This window comes from Arthrobacter sp. zg-Y1116, assembly GCF_024385485.1.
GTDB lineage: Bacteria > Actinomycetota > Actinomycetes > Actinomycetales > Micrococcaceae > Arthrobacter_B.
This window is the reverse complement of record NZ_JANFLR010000001.1, coordinates 1,008,333-1,024,286: the sequence shown is the minus strand read 5'-3', so window position 1 is coordinate 1,024,286 and position 15,954 is coordinate 1,008,333. Positions and strand designations below refer to the sequence as shown.

The following is a 15,954-nucleotide window of genomic DNA, read 5'->3' as shown; positions in this document are numbered from 1 at the left end:
ACAAGGGATTACCGCCACGGCGTCATGGCTGCTGACAGGTGTTCGCGGGCCCGCGACAACCGTCCGCGCACGGCCTGCGGGCTGATCCGCAGCGCAGCGCCGATCTCCGCATAGCTCTGTCCATGGACTTCACGCAGCAGCCAGCAGGCCCGCTGATCCGCAGGAAGCAGGGAGAGGGCCCGCCGCAGGGCGTCCAATTCTGCCGCCACCTCCGCCGTGCGGTGCGGATCCGCTTCCCGGTCCGAGTCGCGGGCGGTAGCGACCGCGGCGGCGTCGGCCAGCGGATCGGCGCCCGGCAGGTCCTGCGGGTGGGAGGTCCGGTGCCGGAGGACGTCCAGGCAGCGGTTAGTGGCCGTCCGGTAGACCCAGCCGCCGAAGGCTTCCTCCCGGGTCAAGGTCGGGAGCATCCGCCAGCCGGCCGTCAGCGTGTCCTGCACGACGTCCTCGGCATCACCGCGGTCCCGAAGCATGCGGTAGGCGAGGCGGAACAACCTGCGCTGGTAAATGGCCACAAGATACTCGAAGGCGGGCAGGTCTCCTCCGCGGGCCAGCGCAACCAGGGCCGCCTCGTCCGGATACCGGTTCCCCGGCCCGGTGCGCGGGGATCTCCCGCCGTTATGCGCCGCCTGCGGCAGCTCGGATCCCGCCATGGTGTCCCTGTCCCGTCCGGCAGCGGCCGGACGTGGCTCGATTGTCCCAGAACGGCGGCCATGACGGAATAACCGCAGGACGGACCGGGCGAAAGACGGCCGAAGTCCCGGTTCTGCCGTGACGATTCGGTCCTTCGCACGTCATTAACTCTGTAAGGGACGCGCGCGGTGCATCCGCAATGAACGCAGGAGATGATTCCCATGGCAGATCCATCAAAGACAGCGGGGGCAACGTCCGCTACGGCCAATCCGCAGGGTGCCCAGAGTATGCAGACCGGACAGGGTTCACCCCAGGGGCAGGGCGGCTCCTCCGCGTCGCCGTCGGCTGACGCCGAGCGCCGGACCGGACCGCTGCACACACCCCGGGGCGACACCACCATCGAGGAAACCGTGGTGCAGAAGCTGGCAGGCATGGCCACCCGCGAGGTGCCGGGCGTGCATGCCATGGGCAATGCCGCCCGGCGTGCCTTCAGTTCCATGACCGAAAGGATCCCGGGCTCGCAGACCAACGTCAGCAACGGCGTCACGGTGGAAAAGGGCGAACGCCAGGCCGCGATCGACGTCAGCATCGTGGTGGAGTACGGCTTCTCCGTGGTGGAGGTGAGCCAGGGCATCCGGCGCAACGTCATCCGGTCCGTGGAAAACGCCACCGGCCTGGAAGTGCTGGAGGTGAACGTGAATGTCACCGATGTCCACCTGCCGGATGAGAACGAGGACCAGGACGACCAGCAGCCCTCCAGCCAGTCCAAGAGCCTGGAGTAAGGGCCGTACAACAACCAAAAGGAGGACTCCATGTCCGCAACGCGGTGGTGTCTGTTAATCGGGCTGGTGCTGGGAATCGTGCTGGCCTTCGGCGGTTGGCTGGCGTTCCTCATTACGCTGCTGTTCGGCCTGATCGGGCTGCTGGTGGGGTTGGTGGCGGATGGGAAGGTGGACGTGGCGGGAATGCTCGGTAAAGCGTCAAGCCGATGAGCATTCCCTCGGCTCCGCCGTCGCTGGTTTCGGGGCGGGATGCCGATGACCGCGGCGAAACCGTCCTGGCCCGGCGGGTGCTGGAAAAAACAGCCAGCCAGGTAGCCCGGGACGAAACGTTTGCAGGCGGAAGCTCCGGAGGATTCCTCGGTATCGGCAGCCGGGCGGATCTTTCCGCACGGCCGGATGCCAGCGTGGAGTTGGCCGGAAACGTCGCCAGCCTCAAGGTCACTGTGGGGTTGCCCTATCCGATGCCGCTGCGCCAGGCCACCGAGCAGCTGCGCCGCCGGATCACGGAGCGGGTCACCGAGCTGACCGGAGTCCAGGTGCGGCAGGTGGACATTACGGTTGCCTGGCTGAAGCCGCCGCAGCGGGATACGCGTGGTCGAAGGAAGCTGCAATGAACGCGAAGATCCCGCCGCCGGTGTCCATGCGGCGCAGGCCCAGCCGCTCCGTTCCCGCAGCAATTTCCGCCATCGTGATGCTGGCGCTCGGTGTAAGCCTGGTCTGGGCCGCCGTCGCCCGCCTCATTCAGGGGAGCTGGCCGGCCTTCGTGACGGAACCGCTGGGTTGGCTCTCCGAGACCGGGTGGGACAGCACCCGGGGCTGGACCGGTGCCGTAGTGCTGCTCCTGATCGGGCTGATCCTGCTGCTGTGCGGAATGGTCCCCGGCGACTTCTCCGCACTGCCGCTGCGGGCAAAGCCGGTGAATATGCCGGGGCTGCCCGGAGCGGGGGAAGCGGGCGGCGTTCCGTCGGTCCGGGGAGGGGAAACCGTGGTGATGAGCCGGCGTGCAGTTGCGCGGTTGGCGGCATCCACCTGCGACCACATTGACGGGGTGGCCTCCGCCTCCGCGACGGCGTCCTCGCGCAAGGTCCATCTGGATGTGCGGACGGCGCTGCACGGCACCACCGATCTGCAGCACTGGGTGGTGGACGGGGTGCGCTCCCGCCTGGCGGCCACCGGACTGGATCCGGTGCCGGAAGTCACGGCAACCATTCGGACGCGGGACTGACAGACGGGACCAGGAGAGGAAGGCAGGGGCAATGAGGCACCATTCAGGCAGGGCCAACCGGACGTGGCTGATTATCCTCGGGGTCCTGTTCCTTGCGGCAGGAGTGCTGGCAGCACTTATTGCCAGCGGAACCCTGGACCGCCTCATCGGGGGCAGCCCGGGCCGTTCGGACCGGGTGCTGTCCGAATCCGACGGCCAGGGGTTCCTGGCCGGGGAGTACGTGCCCTGGGGCATGCTGCTGGCCGGGGTGATCCTGGGCATCCTGGGGCTGTGGTGGCTTCAAGCCCAGATTCCCCGGGCCCGGCCGGCGGGGACATTCCGGTTGCAGGAAGACCCGGCGCACGGCGTCACCGTGTGTGATCCGCAGGTGCTGGCCTCCGCCGTCAGCAATGAGACGGATCAGCTGCCCGGCGTGGTGGGCTCAACCGTCCGCCTGCGCGGCACTGCGGACGAGCCGGACCTGGCCATGAAGGTGACGGTGAATTCCGACGCCGACGTGCAGGGCGTGATCGCCCGGATCCAGCAGGAAGTGGTGCCGCACCTGGTCTCGGCCCTGGAGGTGCCGCTGAATACCTTCGGACTGGAGATAGACGCCAGCAGCAAAGCCGGTGCCCCGGGAGGCGGCGCAACGGTCAGCTCCCGGGGAACGGTGGTGTACTAGGCGCCGCTTATGGCTTCGCAGCGGGGAGCGCCGCGCGCTCGCGGGCGACGTCGTCGTGGTGTGCAGCCACCCGCGCCTGATGCACGGGGGTCCGCCGCAGGACGGCATAGACAATGCCCAGCAGGACGAACCACGCGGGGGTCACGAGGAGCGCCTGCAGGGTGTCTGCCTGGGTGGTGAGCGTCCACAGGATAAACACGAAGAACGCCAGCACGAGGTAGGCCATCACGACGCCGCCGGGCATCGGAAACTTCGACGCCTCATGCAGCTGCGGCCGGCGCCTGCGGTACACCAGGTAGCTGATCAGGATGATGGACCAGACGAACATAAAGCACAGGGCCGAAATGGTGCTCACCAAGGTGAATGCCGCGCTGACGGATTCGCCCGCGTACAGCAGGGCGACGCCGGCCAGCAGGAAGGTGCAGGAGAAGAACAGCGCGTTCTGGGGGACCTTCCGCCGGGAGAGGCGGCCGAACTGACGGGGAGCATCGCCCTCCTGCGCCAGGCCGAAAACCATACGCGAAGTGGAATATATCCCGGAATTCGCTGAAGATGCCGCGGATGTCAGCACTACGAAGTTCACGATGGCTGCGGCGGTGCCAAGCCCGGCCAAGGTGAACATACCCACGAACGGGCTTTCGTCGGCGCTGAATTCGTCCCACGGGATCACAGCCATCAGGACGGTCAGGGCGCCTACGTAGAAGAGCAGGATACGGATCGGAATGGAGTTCACGGCCCGGGGCAGGTTCTTTTCCGGATCCTTGGTTTCCGCCGCGGTGGTGCCCACCAGTTCAATGCCGACAAACGCGAACACCGCGATCTGGAAGCCGGCGACAAAGCCCATGGGGCCGGTGGGGAAGAAACCGCCGTGTTCCCAGAGGTTGCCGAAGCCGGCGGTAACCCCGTCGCCGTGCGTGAAGCCGGTCAGGATCATGACCAGCCCAACTACGATGAGCGTCAGGATGGCGACGATCTTGACCAGCGCAAACCAGAATTCGGTTTCGCCGAACGCCTTGACCGTCGGCAGGTTCAGGGCCAGCAGGACCAGGATGCAGGCCAGGGCCGGGATCCACAGGGGAGCGTTGCCCCACCAGAAGGTGACGTAGTGGGCAATCGCCACCACGTCGGCAATGCCGGTGACCACCCAGCAGAACCAGTAGGTCCAGCCCGTGAAGAAGCCTGCCCAGGGACCCAGCAGGTCCGCGGAGAAGTCGGTGAAGGACTTGTAACGAAGGTCGGAGAGCAGCAGCTCGCCCATGGCCCGCATAACGAAGAAGAGCATGAAGCCGATGATCGCGTAGACGAAGATCACTGACGGGCCGGCCGCGGAGATGGTCTTGCCTGACCCCATGAACAATCCCGTGCCGATGGCCCCGCCGATGGCCAGCAGCTGGATGTGCCGGCTGGACAGGGAACGGGCGAGGTGGGGTTCTTCCGCACTGTTTTGCGGCGCGGAAACAGAACTGTCGCTTGGTGGGCGGGTTATGTGCTCAGACATTGAAATCTCTCTTTTAGGCACCCGCCGGCAGCTCATCCGCCGTAATCGCCTATGCCGCCCGATAAGGCAAACCTGGATGTTGGCGCTGCCGCCGACATTTCAGTTTGGAAGCCGTTAACAGGCCCCGTCAAATTCAGGCAGCTGTGACGTTGCAGGTCACACGGGGGTTCGGAAGGCTTCCCGGGCGGAAGCCGGCACCCGCGCCCGGGCGTGTCTGAGGGTTGAGGCGCTGCCGGGGGCAGGCTAAAGTTGGCCGTGTCACATCAGCAGTTCCAACTGAATATGCCTTTATCAGCCGTGGCGGGAGAGTCCCGCCGGATGCGCATCAGCATCGGCGGGCGCCGTAGGAGCAAACCCTCCCCGGGAATCTCTCAGGCCCCCGTACCGCCACAGCGAGGCAACTCTGGAAAGCAGTTCCCGGCCGCGCCGGAAACTCACCGACGGTGCAAGCGGAAGTACACCCGCGGAATCTCTCAGGTCCAATACAGAGCGGGGAGGAGCCGTCGCCGTCGACGTACCCCCGTCTGCCTTTCCTGGAGCCTCACATGCCTGTAGAACCGTCCTCCTCTACTCTTGCCGCCGCGTTTGTGGACCGGCACATCGGTGCCCGCGCCGACGCCGTGGAAACCATGCTCAAAGCCGTCGGCTACGACTCCCTTGACGGTCTGGTGGACATGGCCGTCCCCGCCGCGATCCGGCAGAATTTCCCGTTGGTCCTGGATCCGGCGAAGAGCGAAGAGGAAACCCTCGCGGCCCTGCGGAGGATTGCCGGGAAGAACAAGACGGCCGTCCAGATGATCGGCCAGGGCTACTACGGCACCCACACCCCTCCGGTGATCCTGCGCAACGTGGTCGAGGACCCGGCCTGGTACACGGCCTACACCCCCTACCAGCCCGAAATCTCCCAGGGCCGGCTCGAAGCGCTGCTGAACTTCCAGACCATGGTCCAGGACCTCACCGCCCTGCCCATCGCCAACGCGTCCCTGCTGGACGAAGCCACTGCCGTGGCCGAGGCCGTGCTGCTGATGCGCCGGTCCAACAAGTCCCACAGCAACGGCGCCATCGTGCTGGACTCGGAGCTCTTCCCGCAGACCATCGCCGTGGTGAAGGGCCGGGCCAAGGCGCTCGGCTTCGACGTCATTGTTGCCGACCTTGCCGACGGCCTGCCCGAAGGCGAGCTGGCCGGCGTTGTGCTCCAGCAGCCCGGCGCCTCCGGCGTGGTGCGCGACTCCTCCGCCCTGATCGCCGAGGCGAAGGACCGCGGGGCGCTCGTCACCGTGGCCGCGGACCTGCTGGCCCTGACCCTCATCACGCCTCCCGGTGAGCAGGGCGCGGACATTGCCGTCGGCTCCGTACAGCGCTTCGGCGTTCCCCTGTTCTACGGCGGACCGCACGCCGCCTACATGGCCGTCCGCAAGGGCCTGGAGCGTTCCCTGCCCGGCCGCCTGGTGGGCGTCTCCAAGGATTCCGCCGGCACCCCCGCCTACCGCCTGGCGCTGCAGACCCGGGAGCAGCACATCCGCCGCGAAAAGGCGACCTCGAACATCTGCACCGCGCAGGCGCTGCTGGCCATCGTGGCCTCCATGTACGCCGTCTACCACGGCCCCGAAGGCCTCACCGCGATTGCCCGCCGCGCCCACGATTCCGCCCGGGCGCTGGCTACCGCACTGAAGGCCGCTGGCGTCGAACTGCTGCACGAGTCCTTCTTCGACACCGTTACTGCCCGCGTTCCCGGCCGCGCTGCGGAGGTCATCGCCGCCGCGGAGGCGAAGGGCATCAACCTGCGCCGGATCGATGCGGACACCGTGGGTATCTCCGCCGACGAAACGACGACGCCGGCCGTGATCGCCGACGTCGCCGCAGCCTTCGGTGCCGCCTCCGTGGAAGCGGCGGACGGCTTCGACCTGCCGGCTGGGATCCTGCGTACCTCGGAGTTCATGACGCACCCGGTGTTCTCCTCCTACCGCTCCGAAACCCAGATGCTGCGCTACCTGCGCCGCCTCTCGGACCGCGACCTGGCCCTGGACCGCACCATGATCCCGCTGGGCTCCTGCACCATGAAGCTCAACGCCACCGCCGAAATGCAGGCCATGACCTGGCCGGAGTTCGCCTCCATCCACCCGTTCGCTCCGGATTCCCAGACCGAGGGCTGGCGCGAACTGATCGCGGACCTGGAGGAGAAGCTCGCGGTCATCACCGGCTATGACACGGTTTCCATCCAGCCCAACGCCGGTTCGCAGGGTGAACTGGCTGGGCTGCTTGCCATCCGCGGCTACCACCACTCGCGCGGCGACGAACAGCGCACTGTCTGCCTCATCCCCGCCTCGGCGCACGGCACCAACGCCGCCTCCGCAGTGCTGGCCGGCATGAAGGTGGTGGTGGTGGCCACCGCCGACGACGGCGCCATCGACCACGCGGACCTGCGCGCCAAGATCGATGCGAACCGCGAAAACCTCGCCGCCATCATGATTACCTACCCCTCCACCCACGGCGTGTTCGACGACGACGTCCGCGACGTCTGCGAAGCGGTCCACGAGGCCGGCGGCCAGGTCTACATTGACGGCGCCAACCTCAACGCGCTGGTCGGCCTGGCGCAGCCGGGTGAGTTCGGCGGCGACGTGTCCCACCTGAACCTGCACAAGACCTTCTGCATCCCGCACGGCGGCGGCGGTCCCGGCGTCGGCCCCGTGGCAGCCAAGGCGCACCTCGCGCCCTTCATGCCCGGCGATGCCGCCACCTGGACCGGCGGCGAGGACATTCCCGTGTCCGCGTCCCGCTTCGGCTCCGCCGGCGTGCTTCCCATCTCCTGGGCGTACGTCAGCCTGATGGGCGGTGAAGGCCTGACCAGCGCCACCAAGCACGCCCTGCTCGCGGCGAACTACGTGGCTGCCCGGCTGAACGAGTACTACCCCGTGCTCTACACCGGCAAGGGTGGACTGGTGGCGCACGAGTGCATCCTGGACCTGCGGGAACTGACCGCCAAAACCGGCGTTACCGCCGAGGACGTGGCCAAGCGGCTGGTGGACTACGGGTTCCATGCCCCCACGCTGTCCTTCCCGGTGGCCGGCACCCTGATGGTGGAACCCACCGAGTCCGAGGACCTGGGCGAAATGGACCGCTTCATCGACGCGATGATCGCCATCCGTGCCGAAATCGACCAGGTGGCGGCCGGGGACTTCACCCTCGAAGGCAGCCCGCTGCGCAATGCCCCGCACACCGCCGTCGTCGTGGCAGCCAATGAATGGGACCGCGCCTACCCGCGCGAACAGGCCGCTTTCCCGCTGCGCAGCCTGCGCATGGACAAGTACTTCCCGCCGGTAGGCCGCATTGACGGCGCCGCAGGGGACCGGAACCTGATCTGCTCCTGCCCGCCCATCGAAGACTTCGAAAACTAGAAGGAACATTCCATGACTGAGAAGTACACGGCGCTCTACGAGGCGCACAAACAGCTGGGCGCTTCCTTCACCGACTTCGGCGGCTGGCAGATGCCCCTGAAATACAGCTCCGAGTTGGCCGAACATAAGGCCGTGCGCAGCGCAGCCGGGCTGTTCGACCTCTCCCACATGGGTGAAGTGGAGGTCTCCGGGCCCGACGCCGGGGCGTTCCTGGACTACGCCCTGGTCGGCAAACTCTCCGCAGTGAAGGTGGGACGCGCCAAGTATTCGCTGATCACCAACAACGACGGCGGGATCATCGATGACCTGATCAGCTACCGGCTCGCCGACGATTCCTACCTGGTGGTGCCCAACGCGGGCAACGCGGACACCGTGGCCGCCGAACTGGCGTCCCGCGCCGAGGACTTCGACGTCGCCGTGAACAATGTCTCGGCGGAAACCTCGCTGGTTGCCGTCCAGGGCCCGGTGGCCGAAGCGATCCTGCTGGACCTGGTCCCCGCCGATCAGGCTGAGACCGTCACCGGGATGAAGTACTACGCCGCGGCCACGGTGGGCATCCGGGCGGGGGAGCGGACCTTGGACCTGCTCGTGGCCCGCACCGGGTACACCGGCGAAGACGGGTTCGAGATCTACGTCTCCAACGACGACGCCGCGGCCCTCTGGTCTGCGCTGCTGGCTGCGGGTGAGGACCGGGGGCTGATTCCGGCGGGTCTGGCCTGCCGCGATTCGCTCCGTCTGGAAGCCGGGATGCCGCTCTACGGCAACGAGCTCACGCTGGACACGGACCCGTACGCCGCAGGCCTGGGGCCCGTCGTCGCCCTCTCCAAGGAGGGGAACTTCGTGGGGCGTGCCGCCCTCGAAGCCCGGAAGGCCGCCGGACCGGCCCGCCGCCTCGTGGGCCTCAAGGGCTCCGGCCGCCGTTCGGCGCGCAGCCACTATCCGGTCCTCAGCAGCGACGGCGAAACGGTCATCGGCGAAGTCACCTCCGGTGCTCCCAGCCCGACCCTCGGCTTCCCTATCGCCCTCGCCTATGTGGATACGCCATTCACGGAGCCCGGCACGGCCCTCTCAGTGGACCTCCGTGGCAAACCCGAACCCTTCACGGTTGTGGAACTTCCGTTCTATAAGCGCAGCAAGCAGTAACGCCCAAGACAAAAAGATTCTTGTGACGGCGGCGCGGGGTGACGCTGTGGGCAAGGTACAGACAGCGGCTCACGTGTGTAGGTGAGCACGTTTCTGACACCTTTGAACGGTGCGCGCGGCGCGGCGTTCGTGTAGCCCCGCATCGCCGAACGAGGAACGAGCGAGGCAGTGAAAGATCCAGGGTCCCCTCTCCGAGCTTGCGAGGAGGAGGGCAGGATCTGGAACGCTAAGGGCGGCAGAATGCCGCGCTTCCGACGCCCCGGCCTAGACTTTGAACCAGACCCGAACGCACCCGACACAGCTTCGAAAGGCAAACAGATGAGCAAAGTAAACGCAGGACTCCGCTATTCCGCCGAACACGAGTGGGTAGACTCCTCGAGCCCCGTCCGCGTCGGCATTTCAGCTGTCGCCGCAGACGCCCTCGGCGATGTCGTCTATGTTGACCTTCCTGCCGTCGGCGACACCGTGACCGCCGGCGAAACCTGCGGCGAGGTTGAGTCCACCAAGTCCGTCTCGGATCTCTACGCGCCGGTGTCCGGCGAGATCGTGGAGATCAACCAGGAGGCCATCGACAATCCGGCCCTCCTGAACGAGGACCCGTACGGTGCCGGCTGGCTGTTCACCGTTAATGCCACGAGTGAAGGCGCACTGCTCAGCGCCGAGGAATACGCGGAAAAGAACGGCGGCGAACTGTGAGCGATTACCTCAACGACTCCCTCGCGGTAGTTGACCCCGAGGTCGCAGCGCAGATCGACAACGAGCTCCGCCGGCAGCAGCAGGGCCTGGAGATGATCGCCTCCGAGAACCACACCGCCGTTTCCGTCATGGAAGCCCAGGGATCGGTGCTGACCAACAAGTACGCCGAAGGCTACCCGGGACGGCGCTACTACGGCGGCTGCGAATTCGTGGACGTCATTGAGCAGCTGGCCATCGACCGCGCCAAGTCCCTGTTCGGTGCGGGCTTCGCCAACGTCCAGCCGCACTCCGGCGCGCAGGCCAACGCCTCCGTTATGCACGCCCTGATCCGGCCCGGAGACACCATCCTGGGCCTGTCCCTGGCGCACGGCGGGCACCTGACGCACGGCATGAAGATCAACTTCTCCGGCCGGCTCTACAACGTGGTCCCCTACAACGTGTCCGAAGAGGACCACCGCGTGGACATGGCCGAAGTAGAGGCCCTTGCCAAGGAACACCGGCCCAAGCTGATCGTGGCCGGCTGGTCCGCCTACGCCCGCCAGCTGGACTTCGCCGAATTCCGCCGCATCGCGGATGAGGTGGGTGCTTTCCTGATGGTGGATATGGCCCACTTCGCCGGTCTGGTGGCCGCGGGACTGCACCCCAGCCCCGTCCCCCACGCCCACGTGGTCACCACCACCACGCACAAGACCCTTGCCGGTCCCCGCGGCGGCATCATCCTGTCCAACGACGCCGACATTGCCAAGAAGATCAACTCTGCAGTGTTCCCGGGCCAGCAGGGCGGACCGCTGGAACACGTGATTGCCGGCAAGGCGACAGCCTTCAAGATTGCAGCCACCCCCGAGTTCAAAGAGCGGCAGGAGCGCACGCTCGCCGGCGCCCGGATCCTTGCCGAACGCCTGCTGGCCGACGACGTCGCTGCCGCCGGCATCTCGGTGGTCTCCGGCGGCACGGATGTGCACCTGGTGCTCGTGGACCTGCGCAATGCGGCCCTCAACGGCCAGGAAGCCGAAGACCGTCTCGCGCAGATAGACATCACCGTGAACCGCAACGCCGTGCCGTTCGATCCGCGGCCGCCCATGGTGACCTCGGGCCTGCGGATCGGCACCCCCGCCCTGGCCACCCGCGGCTTCGGTGAAGACGCATTCCGGGAAGTCGCGGACATCATTGCCCAGGCTCTCATCGCCGGTGAGGACACCGATCTGGCACCGCTGCGCGAACGAGTTACCGCTCTCGCGCAGGCCCATCCGCTGTACCCGGAGGTGGCGGATCTCGCTGCTGCCCCCGCTGCGGCAAACCGTTAGGAAGCACTACCTTGGCTGTCGGCGTTTTTGACCTGTTTACCGTGGGCATCGGCCCATCGAGCTCCCACACGGTGGGGCCGATGCGTGCCGCTGCCGTGTTCGCGGCGGAGCTGGTCGACGCCGGCAGCCTGGCCGACGTCGCCGGCCTGAGGGTGGACCTGTACGGTTCCCTCGCGGCGACCGGCCGGGGCCACGGCACCATGACTGCAGTGCTGCTGGGTCTGGAGGGCTTCGCCCCCGAACTCATCCTGCCCGAACAGGTGGAGCAGCGGCTGGCCGACATTGAGGCGACCCGGAAACTGCAGCTGTGCGCGCAGGTTCCCGGTGCAGTGGCCTGCCCGCTGGAGTACGGCGAGGCGGACATCGTGCTGCACCCGCTGACGGTGCTGCCGCGGCACACCAACGGCATGAAGTTCGCCGCCCTGGCCGCCGACGGCTCCGTGCTGCGGGACGCTACCTTCTTCTCCGTGGGCGGCGGCTTCATTGTCCGCGAGGGTGAAGAACGGGCGGATGCCCTGGAACTCGAGGCCAGCAAATCCGACCTGCCGTACCCCTTCCGCACCGCCGTCGAGCTGCTGCAGCACTGCACCGGCAGCGGACTGAGCATTAGCGAAGTGATGCTGGCCAACGAGCTGGCCTCCCGCACCGAAGCGGAGATCCGCTCCGGCCTGCTGCACATCCGCGACGTGATGGAGGAGTGCAAGAACTCCGCCATCCGCCGCACCGGCCTCCTGCCCGGCGGACTGAAGGTCCGCCGTCGTGCGCCGGCCTGGCACACCCGGCTGCGCGCCGAGGATCCGAACCGGGACCCGAAGTTCTGGCAGGAATGGGTGAACCTCGTGGCACTGGCCGTTAACGAGGAAAACGCCTCCGGCGGGCGCGTAGTCACCGCCCCCACCAACGGCGCGGCGGGCATCATCCCCGCAGTGATGTTCTACGCCACCCACTACGGTCCGGGCATGGAGAACGCCACACCGGAGCAGCGCGACGACGTCGTGGTCCGCTTCCTGCTTGCCGCCGCCGCCGTGGGGGTGCTCTACAAGGAGCAGGCCTCCATTTCCGGCGCCGAGGTGGGCTGCCAGGGCGAGGTGGGATCGGCGTCGTCCATGGCCGCCGCCGGGCTGGCCGAAATCCTGGGCGGTACCCCGGAACAGGTGGAAAACGCCGCCGAGATTGCCATGGAGCACAACCTCGGCCTGACCTGCGATCCGATCGGCGGGCTGGTGCAGGTGCCCTGCATCGAGCGGAACGCCATCGGCGCCGCGAAGGCTGTCAATGCCGCCAAAATGGCACTTTGGGGCGACGGCGAACATCGGGTCTCGCTGGATGAAGTCATTGTGACGATGCGGGAAACCGGCCGCGATATGAGCTCCAAGTACAAGGAAACCGCGCTCGGCGGGCTGGCCGTGAATGTGGTGGAGTGCTGACCGGCTGTCTCACGTACAGCGTGTGATTTGTGCGATACCCCTGTGTTAAGCGAGGCTATGTTGTCGCATTCGACAGCACACTTACTTGAAACAGGGGTTCGAACCAAATGAACGCAGCTCGGGCAGTCTCCATGGCACCGGCATCTGAGGACGGTGGGTTGCTCGGCACCATCGACTCCGCGGTCAACTCCTTTTTCGAACCGATTACCACCGTGTTCTCCGGGATCGTGTTCTTCCCGGTCAGCATCGGCGACTTCAGTTTCCCCGTAGTGGTCGCCTGGCTGATCCTCGCCGGCATCGTCTTCACTTTCTACTTCGGCTTCATCCAGTTCCGCGGACTGAAGGTGGCCACCCAGGTGGTCCGCGGCAAATTCTCCTCCAAGGATGATCCGGGGGAGGTGCCGCATTTCCAGGCCCTTACCTCCGCCCTGTCCGGCACAGTCGGCCTCGGCAACATCGCCGGCGTCGGTGCGGCCATGGCCCTGGGCGGTCCCGGCGCAACCTTCTGGATGATCCTGGCCGGCCTGCTGGGCATGGCCTCGAAGTTCGCGGAATGCACGCTCGGCGTGAAGTACCGCGAAGTCCATGAAGACGGCTCGATCAGCGGCGGTCCGTTCAAGTACCTGCCGGTAGCCTTCCGGCGCCTGGGCCGCTGGCCCGCGAAGATCCTCACCGGAATCTTTGCGGTAGCGATCCTGATCTTCGGCATTGCCGGCGGCAACATGTTCCAGGCCAACCAGACCTTCGCGCAGATCCAGAACGTCACCGGCGGCGAGGACGGTCTCCTCGGCAGCGCGGGCGCGGCCCTGATCTTCGGACTGGTCCTGGCGGCCCTGGTGGCCGTGGTGATCCTCGGCGGCATCAAGTCCATCGGTGCCACCACTTCCAAGCTGGTGCCGGCCATGGGTGGCATCTACATTCTGGCCTGCCTGTTCGTCATCATCGTCAACTTCGAGAACGTGCCGGCATCCTTCGGCGCCATCATCGAGGGGGCGTTCCGTCCCGAGGGCTTCGCCGGCGGCATCTTAGGCGTTATGATCGTGGGCTTCCAGCGGGCGTCCTTCTCGAACGAGGCGGGCGTCGGTTCCGCAGCTATCGCCCACTCGGCGGTCAAGACCCGCCGGCCGGTCAGCGAAGGCTTCGTGGCGCTCTTCGAACCGCTGGTGGACACCGTGCTCATCTGCACCATGACCGCCCTGGCCATCATCATGGCCTCCACCCCCAGCCTGCAGGCAGGAATTGACCAGGTCCAGGCCGGAGGCGACGCGCCCGACGGCGTCATCCTCACCTCCGATGCGTTCGCCACCGTCCTGCCGTGGTTCCCGATCGTGCTCTCCATCGCCGTGGCGCTCTTCGCCTACTCCACCCTGATCACCTGGTCCTACTACGGCCTGAAGTCCTGGGAGTACCTCTTCGGCCGCGGCAAGCGCCGCGAGATCGCCTACAAGGTCATCTTCCTGCTCTTCACCGTGGCCGGCTGCGTCCTGTCCTTCAGCCAGGTCATCAGCTTCGCCGACGCCGCGCTCTTTGTCTGCGCGTTCGTGAACCTGCTCGGCGTGTACCTGCTGCTGCCCGTGATCAAGAAGGAAATGAAGCAGTACCTGGCAGACCGCAAGAGCGGAAAGCTGGAGATGCTGGGCATTGACGACGACGACATCGAGGCCGCCGCCGCCACCGCGTAACCGTGCGTCGGGCACGTGCCCTTGCTGCCAAACTCCTCCGCCGCTTCCGGGTATCGCCCGGAAGCCGCGGGGGAGTTTTTGGTTGAGCCCGTGCCGCGCAGGGTGGTAGACCGTAAGGAAATCTACGGACAGGGATGACGATGCCTAAGACCGGCAAGAACGACCGCGCAGTGAAGAGCGAACTGCCTTCGACCCTGCAGCGCTCGGATTCCAAGGCTCAGAACACGTTCGCCAAAACCTACGATTCCGCGGTGGAGGAATACGGCGACGGCGAGCGGGCCGCCCGGACGGCGTACGCCTCCCTCAAGCACACCCACGAAAAAGTGGGCGACCACTGGGAGGAAAAGGAGCAGAAAGGACCCTCCGATGCCCGTGCTGCCGAAGGGCGTACTTCGTCCAAGAACACGGCCGGAGGAGTGGACGCCAACGCGTCCAAGGCGCACTTGTACGAACTCGCGTCCCGGCTGGACATTCCCGGCCGCTCGAAGATGACCAAGGACGAGCTGGTGGAGGCGCTGCAGAAGGCCAGCGAAAAGCAGACCCGGAAGGCCCGGGAAAGCTAGCGGCGGGCCCTAGCCGCGGCCGCCGAAAGGCATCCCGGCCGCGGTAACCAGCAGTGAGCGGACATTGGCCGACGCCGGGGCGGAGGCCATAAACAGCACGGCGGCAGCGGCCTCCTCCGCGGGGAACGAGGGTTCCTCGGCCCGGGTGCCGTTGGCCTGCAGCGCCCCCTGCCCGCCGCCGATCCCCGCAAGCAGGTCGGTGGCGGCGTTGCCGATGTCGATCTGCCCGCAGGTGATGCCGAAGGGGCGCCCGTCCAGGTCTATGGCCTTGGTCAGGCCGGTGACCGCGTGCTTGGTCGCGGTATACGCCGCCGAAAGTGGACGGGGCGTGTGCGCCGACACCGAGCCGTTGTTGATGATCCGGCCGCCCTGCGGGGACTGGGCCTTCATGTGCCGCACGGCCGCAGCGGCACACAGCATGGTGCCGGTGACGTTGACCGCCAGGGTCCGGTTCCAGTCCTCGATGCTCAGCTCGTCGATGCTGCCCGTGGGACCGAACGTCCCGGCATTGTTGAACAACACGTCTATCCGCCCGAATGCGCCGACGGCCGCGGCGAAAAGCCGCTCGACGTCGTCGGGCACCGTTATGTCCGCGGGCACCACGAGTGCCGCTTCGGAGCCGGCGGCGGTTTCCTGCAGCTCCGCCTCCCGGCGGCCGGCCAGGACCACCCGGAAACCGGCGGACAGGAAAGCCCGGGCCGTGGCACGGCCGATCCCCGACCCCGCCCCGGTAATAACGGCGGTCAGGGGCGGAGGTGTTTCGGTCGAACGGGTCTGGTTGTCCATCATTGCATTGTGCCTTGCCCTTCCTCCGGGCGGCACCGGTTCCGGAACGGGCCTGCCGCATCGCGTGCCGCTGCCTGCTGATTCCCGCAGGGGTCTGGCGGGCTGTCCGCCGCCGCCATACGATACCAAGCACAGTCTCGGATGTTCCTGGCAGGGCAGTAC

Annotated in this window: 15 protein-coding genes and 1 riboswitch; of the genes, 12 read left to right on the top strand and 3 right to left on the bottom strand. The window is 66.8% G+C overall.

The window, feature by feature from the left end:
- Positions 1 to 8: 8 nt before the first annotated feature.
- Positions 9 to 650, bottom strand: a complete 642-nt coding sequence (locus NNX34_RS04835) for an RNA polymerase sigma factor (protein ID WP_255765380.1) — start codon at positions 648 to 650, stop codon at positions 9 to 11.
- Positions 651 to 851: 201 nt separating this feature from the next.
- On the opposite strand from NNX34_RS04835, the gene NNX34_RS04830 reads away from it, so the two are divergent.
- The 5 genes from NNX34_RS04830 to NNX34_RS04810 are packed head-to-tail and all read left to right on the top strand — an operon-like array spanning position 852 to position 3,298.
- Positions 852 to 1,412, top strand: coding sequence for an Asp23/Gls24 family envelope stress response protein (locus NNX34_RS04830; protein ID WP_255765379.1), 561 nt, complete (start codon positions 852 to 854; stop codon positions 1,410 to 1,412).
- Between the two features lie 30 nt (positions 1,413 to 1,442).
- On the top strand, positions 1,443 to 1,622 hold the full coding sequence (locus NNX34_RS04825) for a hypothetical protein (RefSeq protein ID WP_227919989.1): 180 nt from the start codon (positions 1,443 to 1,445) through the stop codon (positions 1,620 to 1,622).
- Positions 1,619 to 2,026, top strand: coding sequence for an alkaline shock response membrane anchor protein AmaP (locus tag NNX34_RS04820; RefSeq protein WP_255765378.1), 408 nt, complete (start codon positions 1,619 to 1,621; stop codon positions 2,024 to 2,026). The genes NNX34_RS04825 and NNX34_RS04820 overlap by 4 nt, the downstream gene beginning before the upstream one ends.
- The gene (locus NNX34_RS04815) at positions 2,023 to 2,637 is read left to right on the top strand and encodes a DUF6286 domain-containing protein (protein ID WP_255765377.1); all 615 of its coding nucleotides are present in this window, start codon (positions 2,023 to 2,025) and stop codon (positions 2,635 to 2,637) included. The genes NNX34_RS04820 and NNX34_RS04815 overlap by 4 nt, the downstream gene beginning before the upstream one ends.
- Positions 2,638 to 2,668: 31 nt before the next feature.
- The gene (locus NNX34_RS04810; RefSeq protein ID WP_255765376.1) at positions 2,669 to 3,298 is read left to right on the top strand and encodes an alkaline shock response membrane anchor protein AmaP; all 630 of its coding nucleotides are present in this window, start codon (positions 2,669 to 2,671) and stop codon (positions 3,296 to 3,298) included.
- 7 nt (positions 3,299 to 3,305) lie between these two features.
- Here NNX34_RS04810 and cycA read toward each other — a convergent pair whose 3' ends face one another.
- Positions 3,306 to 4,796, bottom strand: a complete 1,491-nt coding sequence (gene cycA / locus NNX34_RS04805) for a D-serine/D-alanine/glycine transporter (protein ID WP_255765375.1) — start codon at positions 4,794 to 4,796, stop codon at positions 3,306 to 3,308.
- A gap of 291 nt (positions 4,797 to 5,087) precedes the next feature.
- A riboswitch (glycine riboswitch) is annotated at positions 5,088 to 5,193 on the top strand.
- Between the two features lie 148 nt (positions 5,194 to 5,341).
- Between cycA and gcvP the strand changes: the two genes are divergently transcribed.
- The 7 genes from gcvP (at position 5,342) to NNX34_RS04770 (ending at position 15,006) form a co-directional block, all read left to right on the top strand.
- Positions 5,342 to 8,191 (top strand): aminomethyl-transferring glycine dehydrogenase, encoded by a 2,850-nt coding sequence (gene gcvP, locus NNX34_RS04800; RefSeq protein WP_255765374.1) that lies wholly within the window; start codon positions 5,342 to 5,344, stop codon positions 8,189 to 8,191.
- Between the two features lie 12 nt (positions 8,192 to 8,203).
- Positions 8,204 to 9,334 carry a glycine cleavage system aminomethyltransferase GcvT gene (gcvT, locus tag NNX34_RS04795; RefSeq protein WP_255765373.1) on the top strand — a complete coding sequence of 377 codons (1,131 nt, stop codon included), beginning with the start codon at positions 8,204 to 8,206 and terminating at the stop codon, positions 9,332 to 9,334.
- A 318-nt stretch (positions 9,335 to 9,652) separates the two neighbouring features.
- Positions 9,653 to 10,030 carry a glycine cleavage system protein GcvH gene (gene gcvH / locus NNX34_RS04790; RefSeq protein WP_255765372.1) on the top strand — a complete coding sequence of 126 codons (378 nt, stop codon included), beginning with the start codon at positions 9,653 to 9,655 and terminating at the stop codon, positions 10,028 to 10,030.
- Complete coding sequence (gene glyA, locus NNX34_RS04785) at positions 10,027 to 11,334, top strand: serine hydroxymethyltransferase (protein ID WP_255765371.1); 1,308 nt, start codon at positions 10,027 to 10,029, stop codon at positions 11,332 to 11,334. The genes gcvH and glyA overlap by 4 nt, the downstream gene beginning before the upstream one ends.
- 11 nt (positions 11,335 to 11,345) lie before the next feature.
- Complete coding sequence (locus NNX34_RS04780; protein ID WP_255765370.1) at positions 11,346 to 12,761, top strand: L-serine ammonia-lyase; 1,416 nt, start codon at positions 11,346 to 11,348, stop codon at positions 12,759 to 12,761.
- A 131-nt stretch (positions 12,762 to 12,892) separates the two neighbouring features.
- The gene (locus tag NNX34_RS04775; protein WP_255765369.1) at positions 12,893 to 14,443 is read left to right on the top strand and encodes a sodium:alanine symporter family protein; all 1,551 of its coding nucleotides are present in this window, start codon (positions 12,893 to 12,895) and stop codon (positions 14,441 to 14,443) included.
- 140 nt (positions 14,444 to 14,583) lie between these two features.
- Entirely contained in the window at positions 14,584 to 15,006 is a 423-nt protein-coding gene (locus NNX34_RS04770; RefSeq protein ID WP_255765731.1) for a ChaB family protein, read from the top strand.
- A 9-nt stretch (positions 15,007 to 15,015) separates the two neighbouring features.
- Here the strand turns inward: NNX34_RS04770 and NNX34_RS04765 are convergent, their stop codons facing one another.
- Positions 15,016 to 15,792, bottom strand: a complete 777-nt coding sequence (locus NNX34_RS04765) for an SDR family oxidoreductase (RefSeq protein WP_255765368.1) — start codon at positions 15,790 to 15,792, stop codon at positions 15,016 to 15,018.
- Positions 15,793 to 15,954 lie beyond the last annotated feature (162 nt).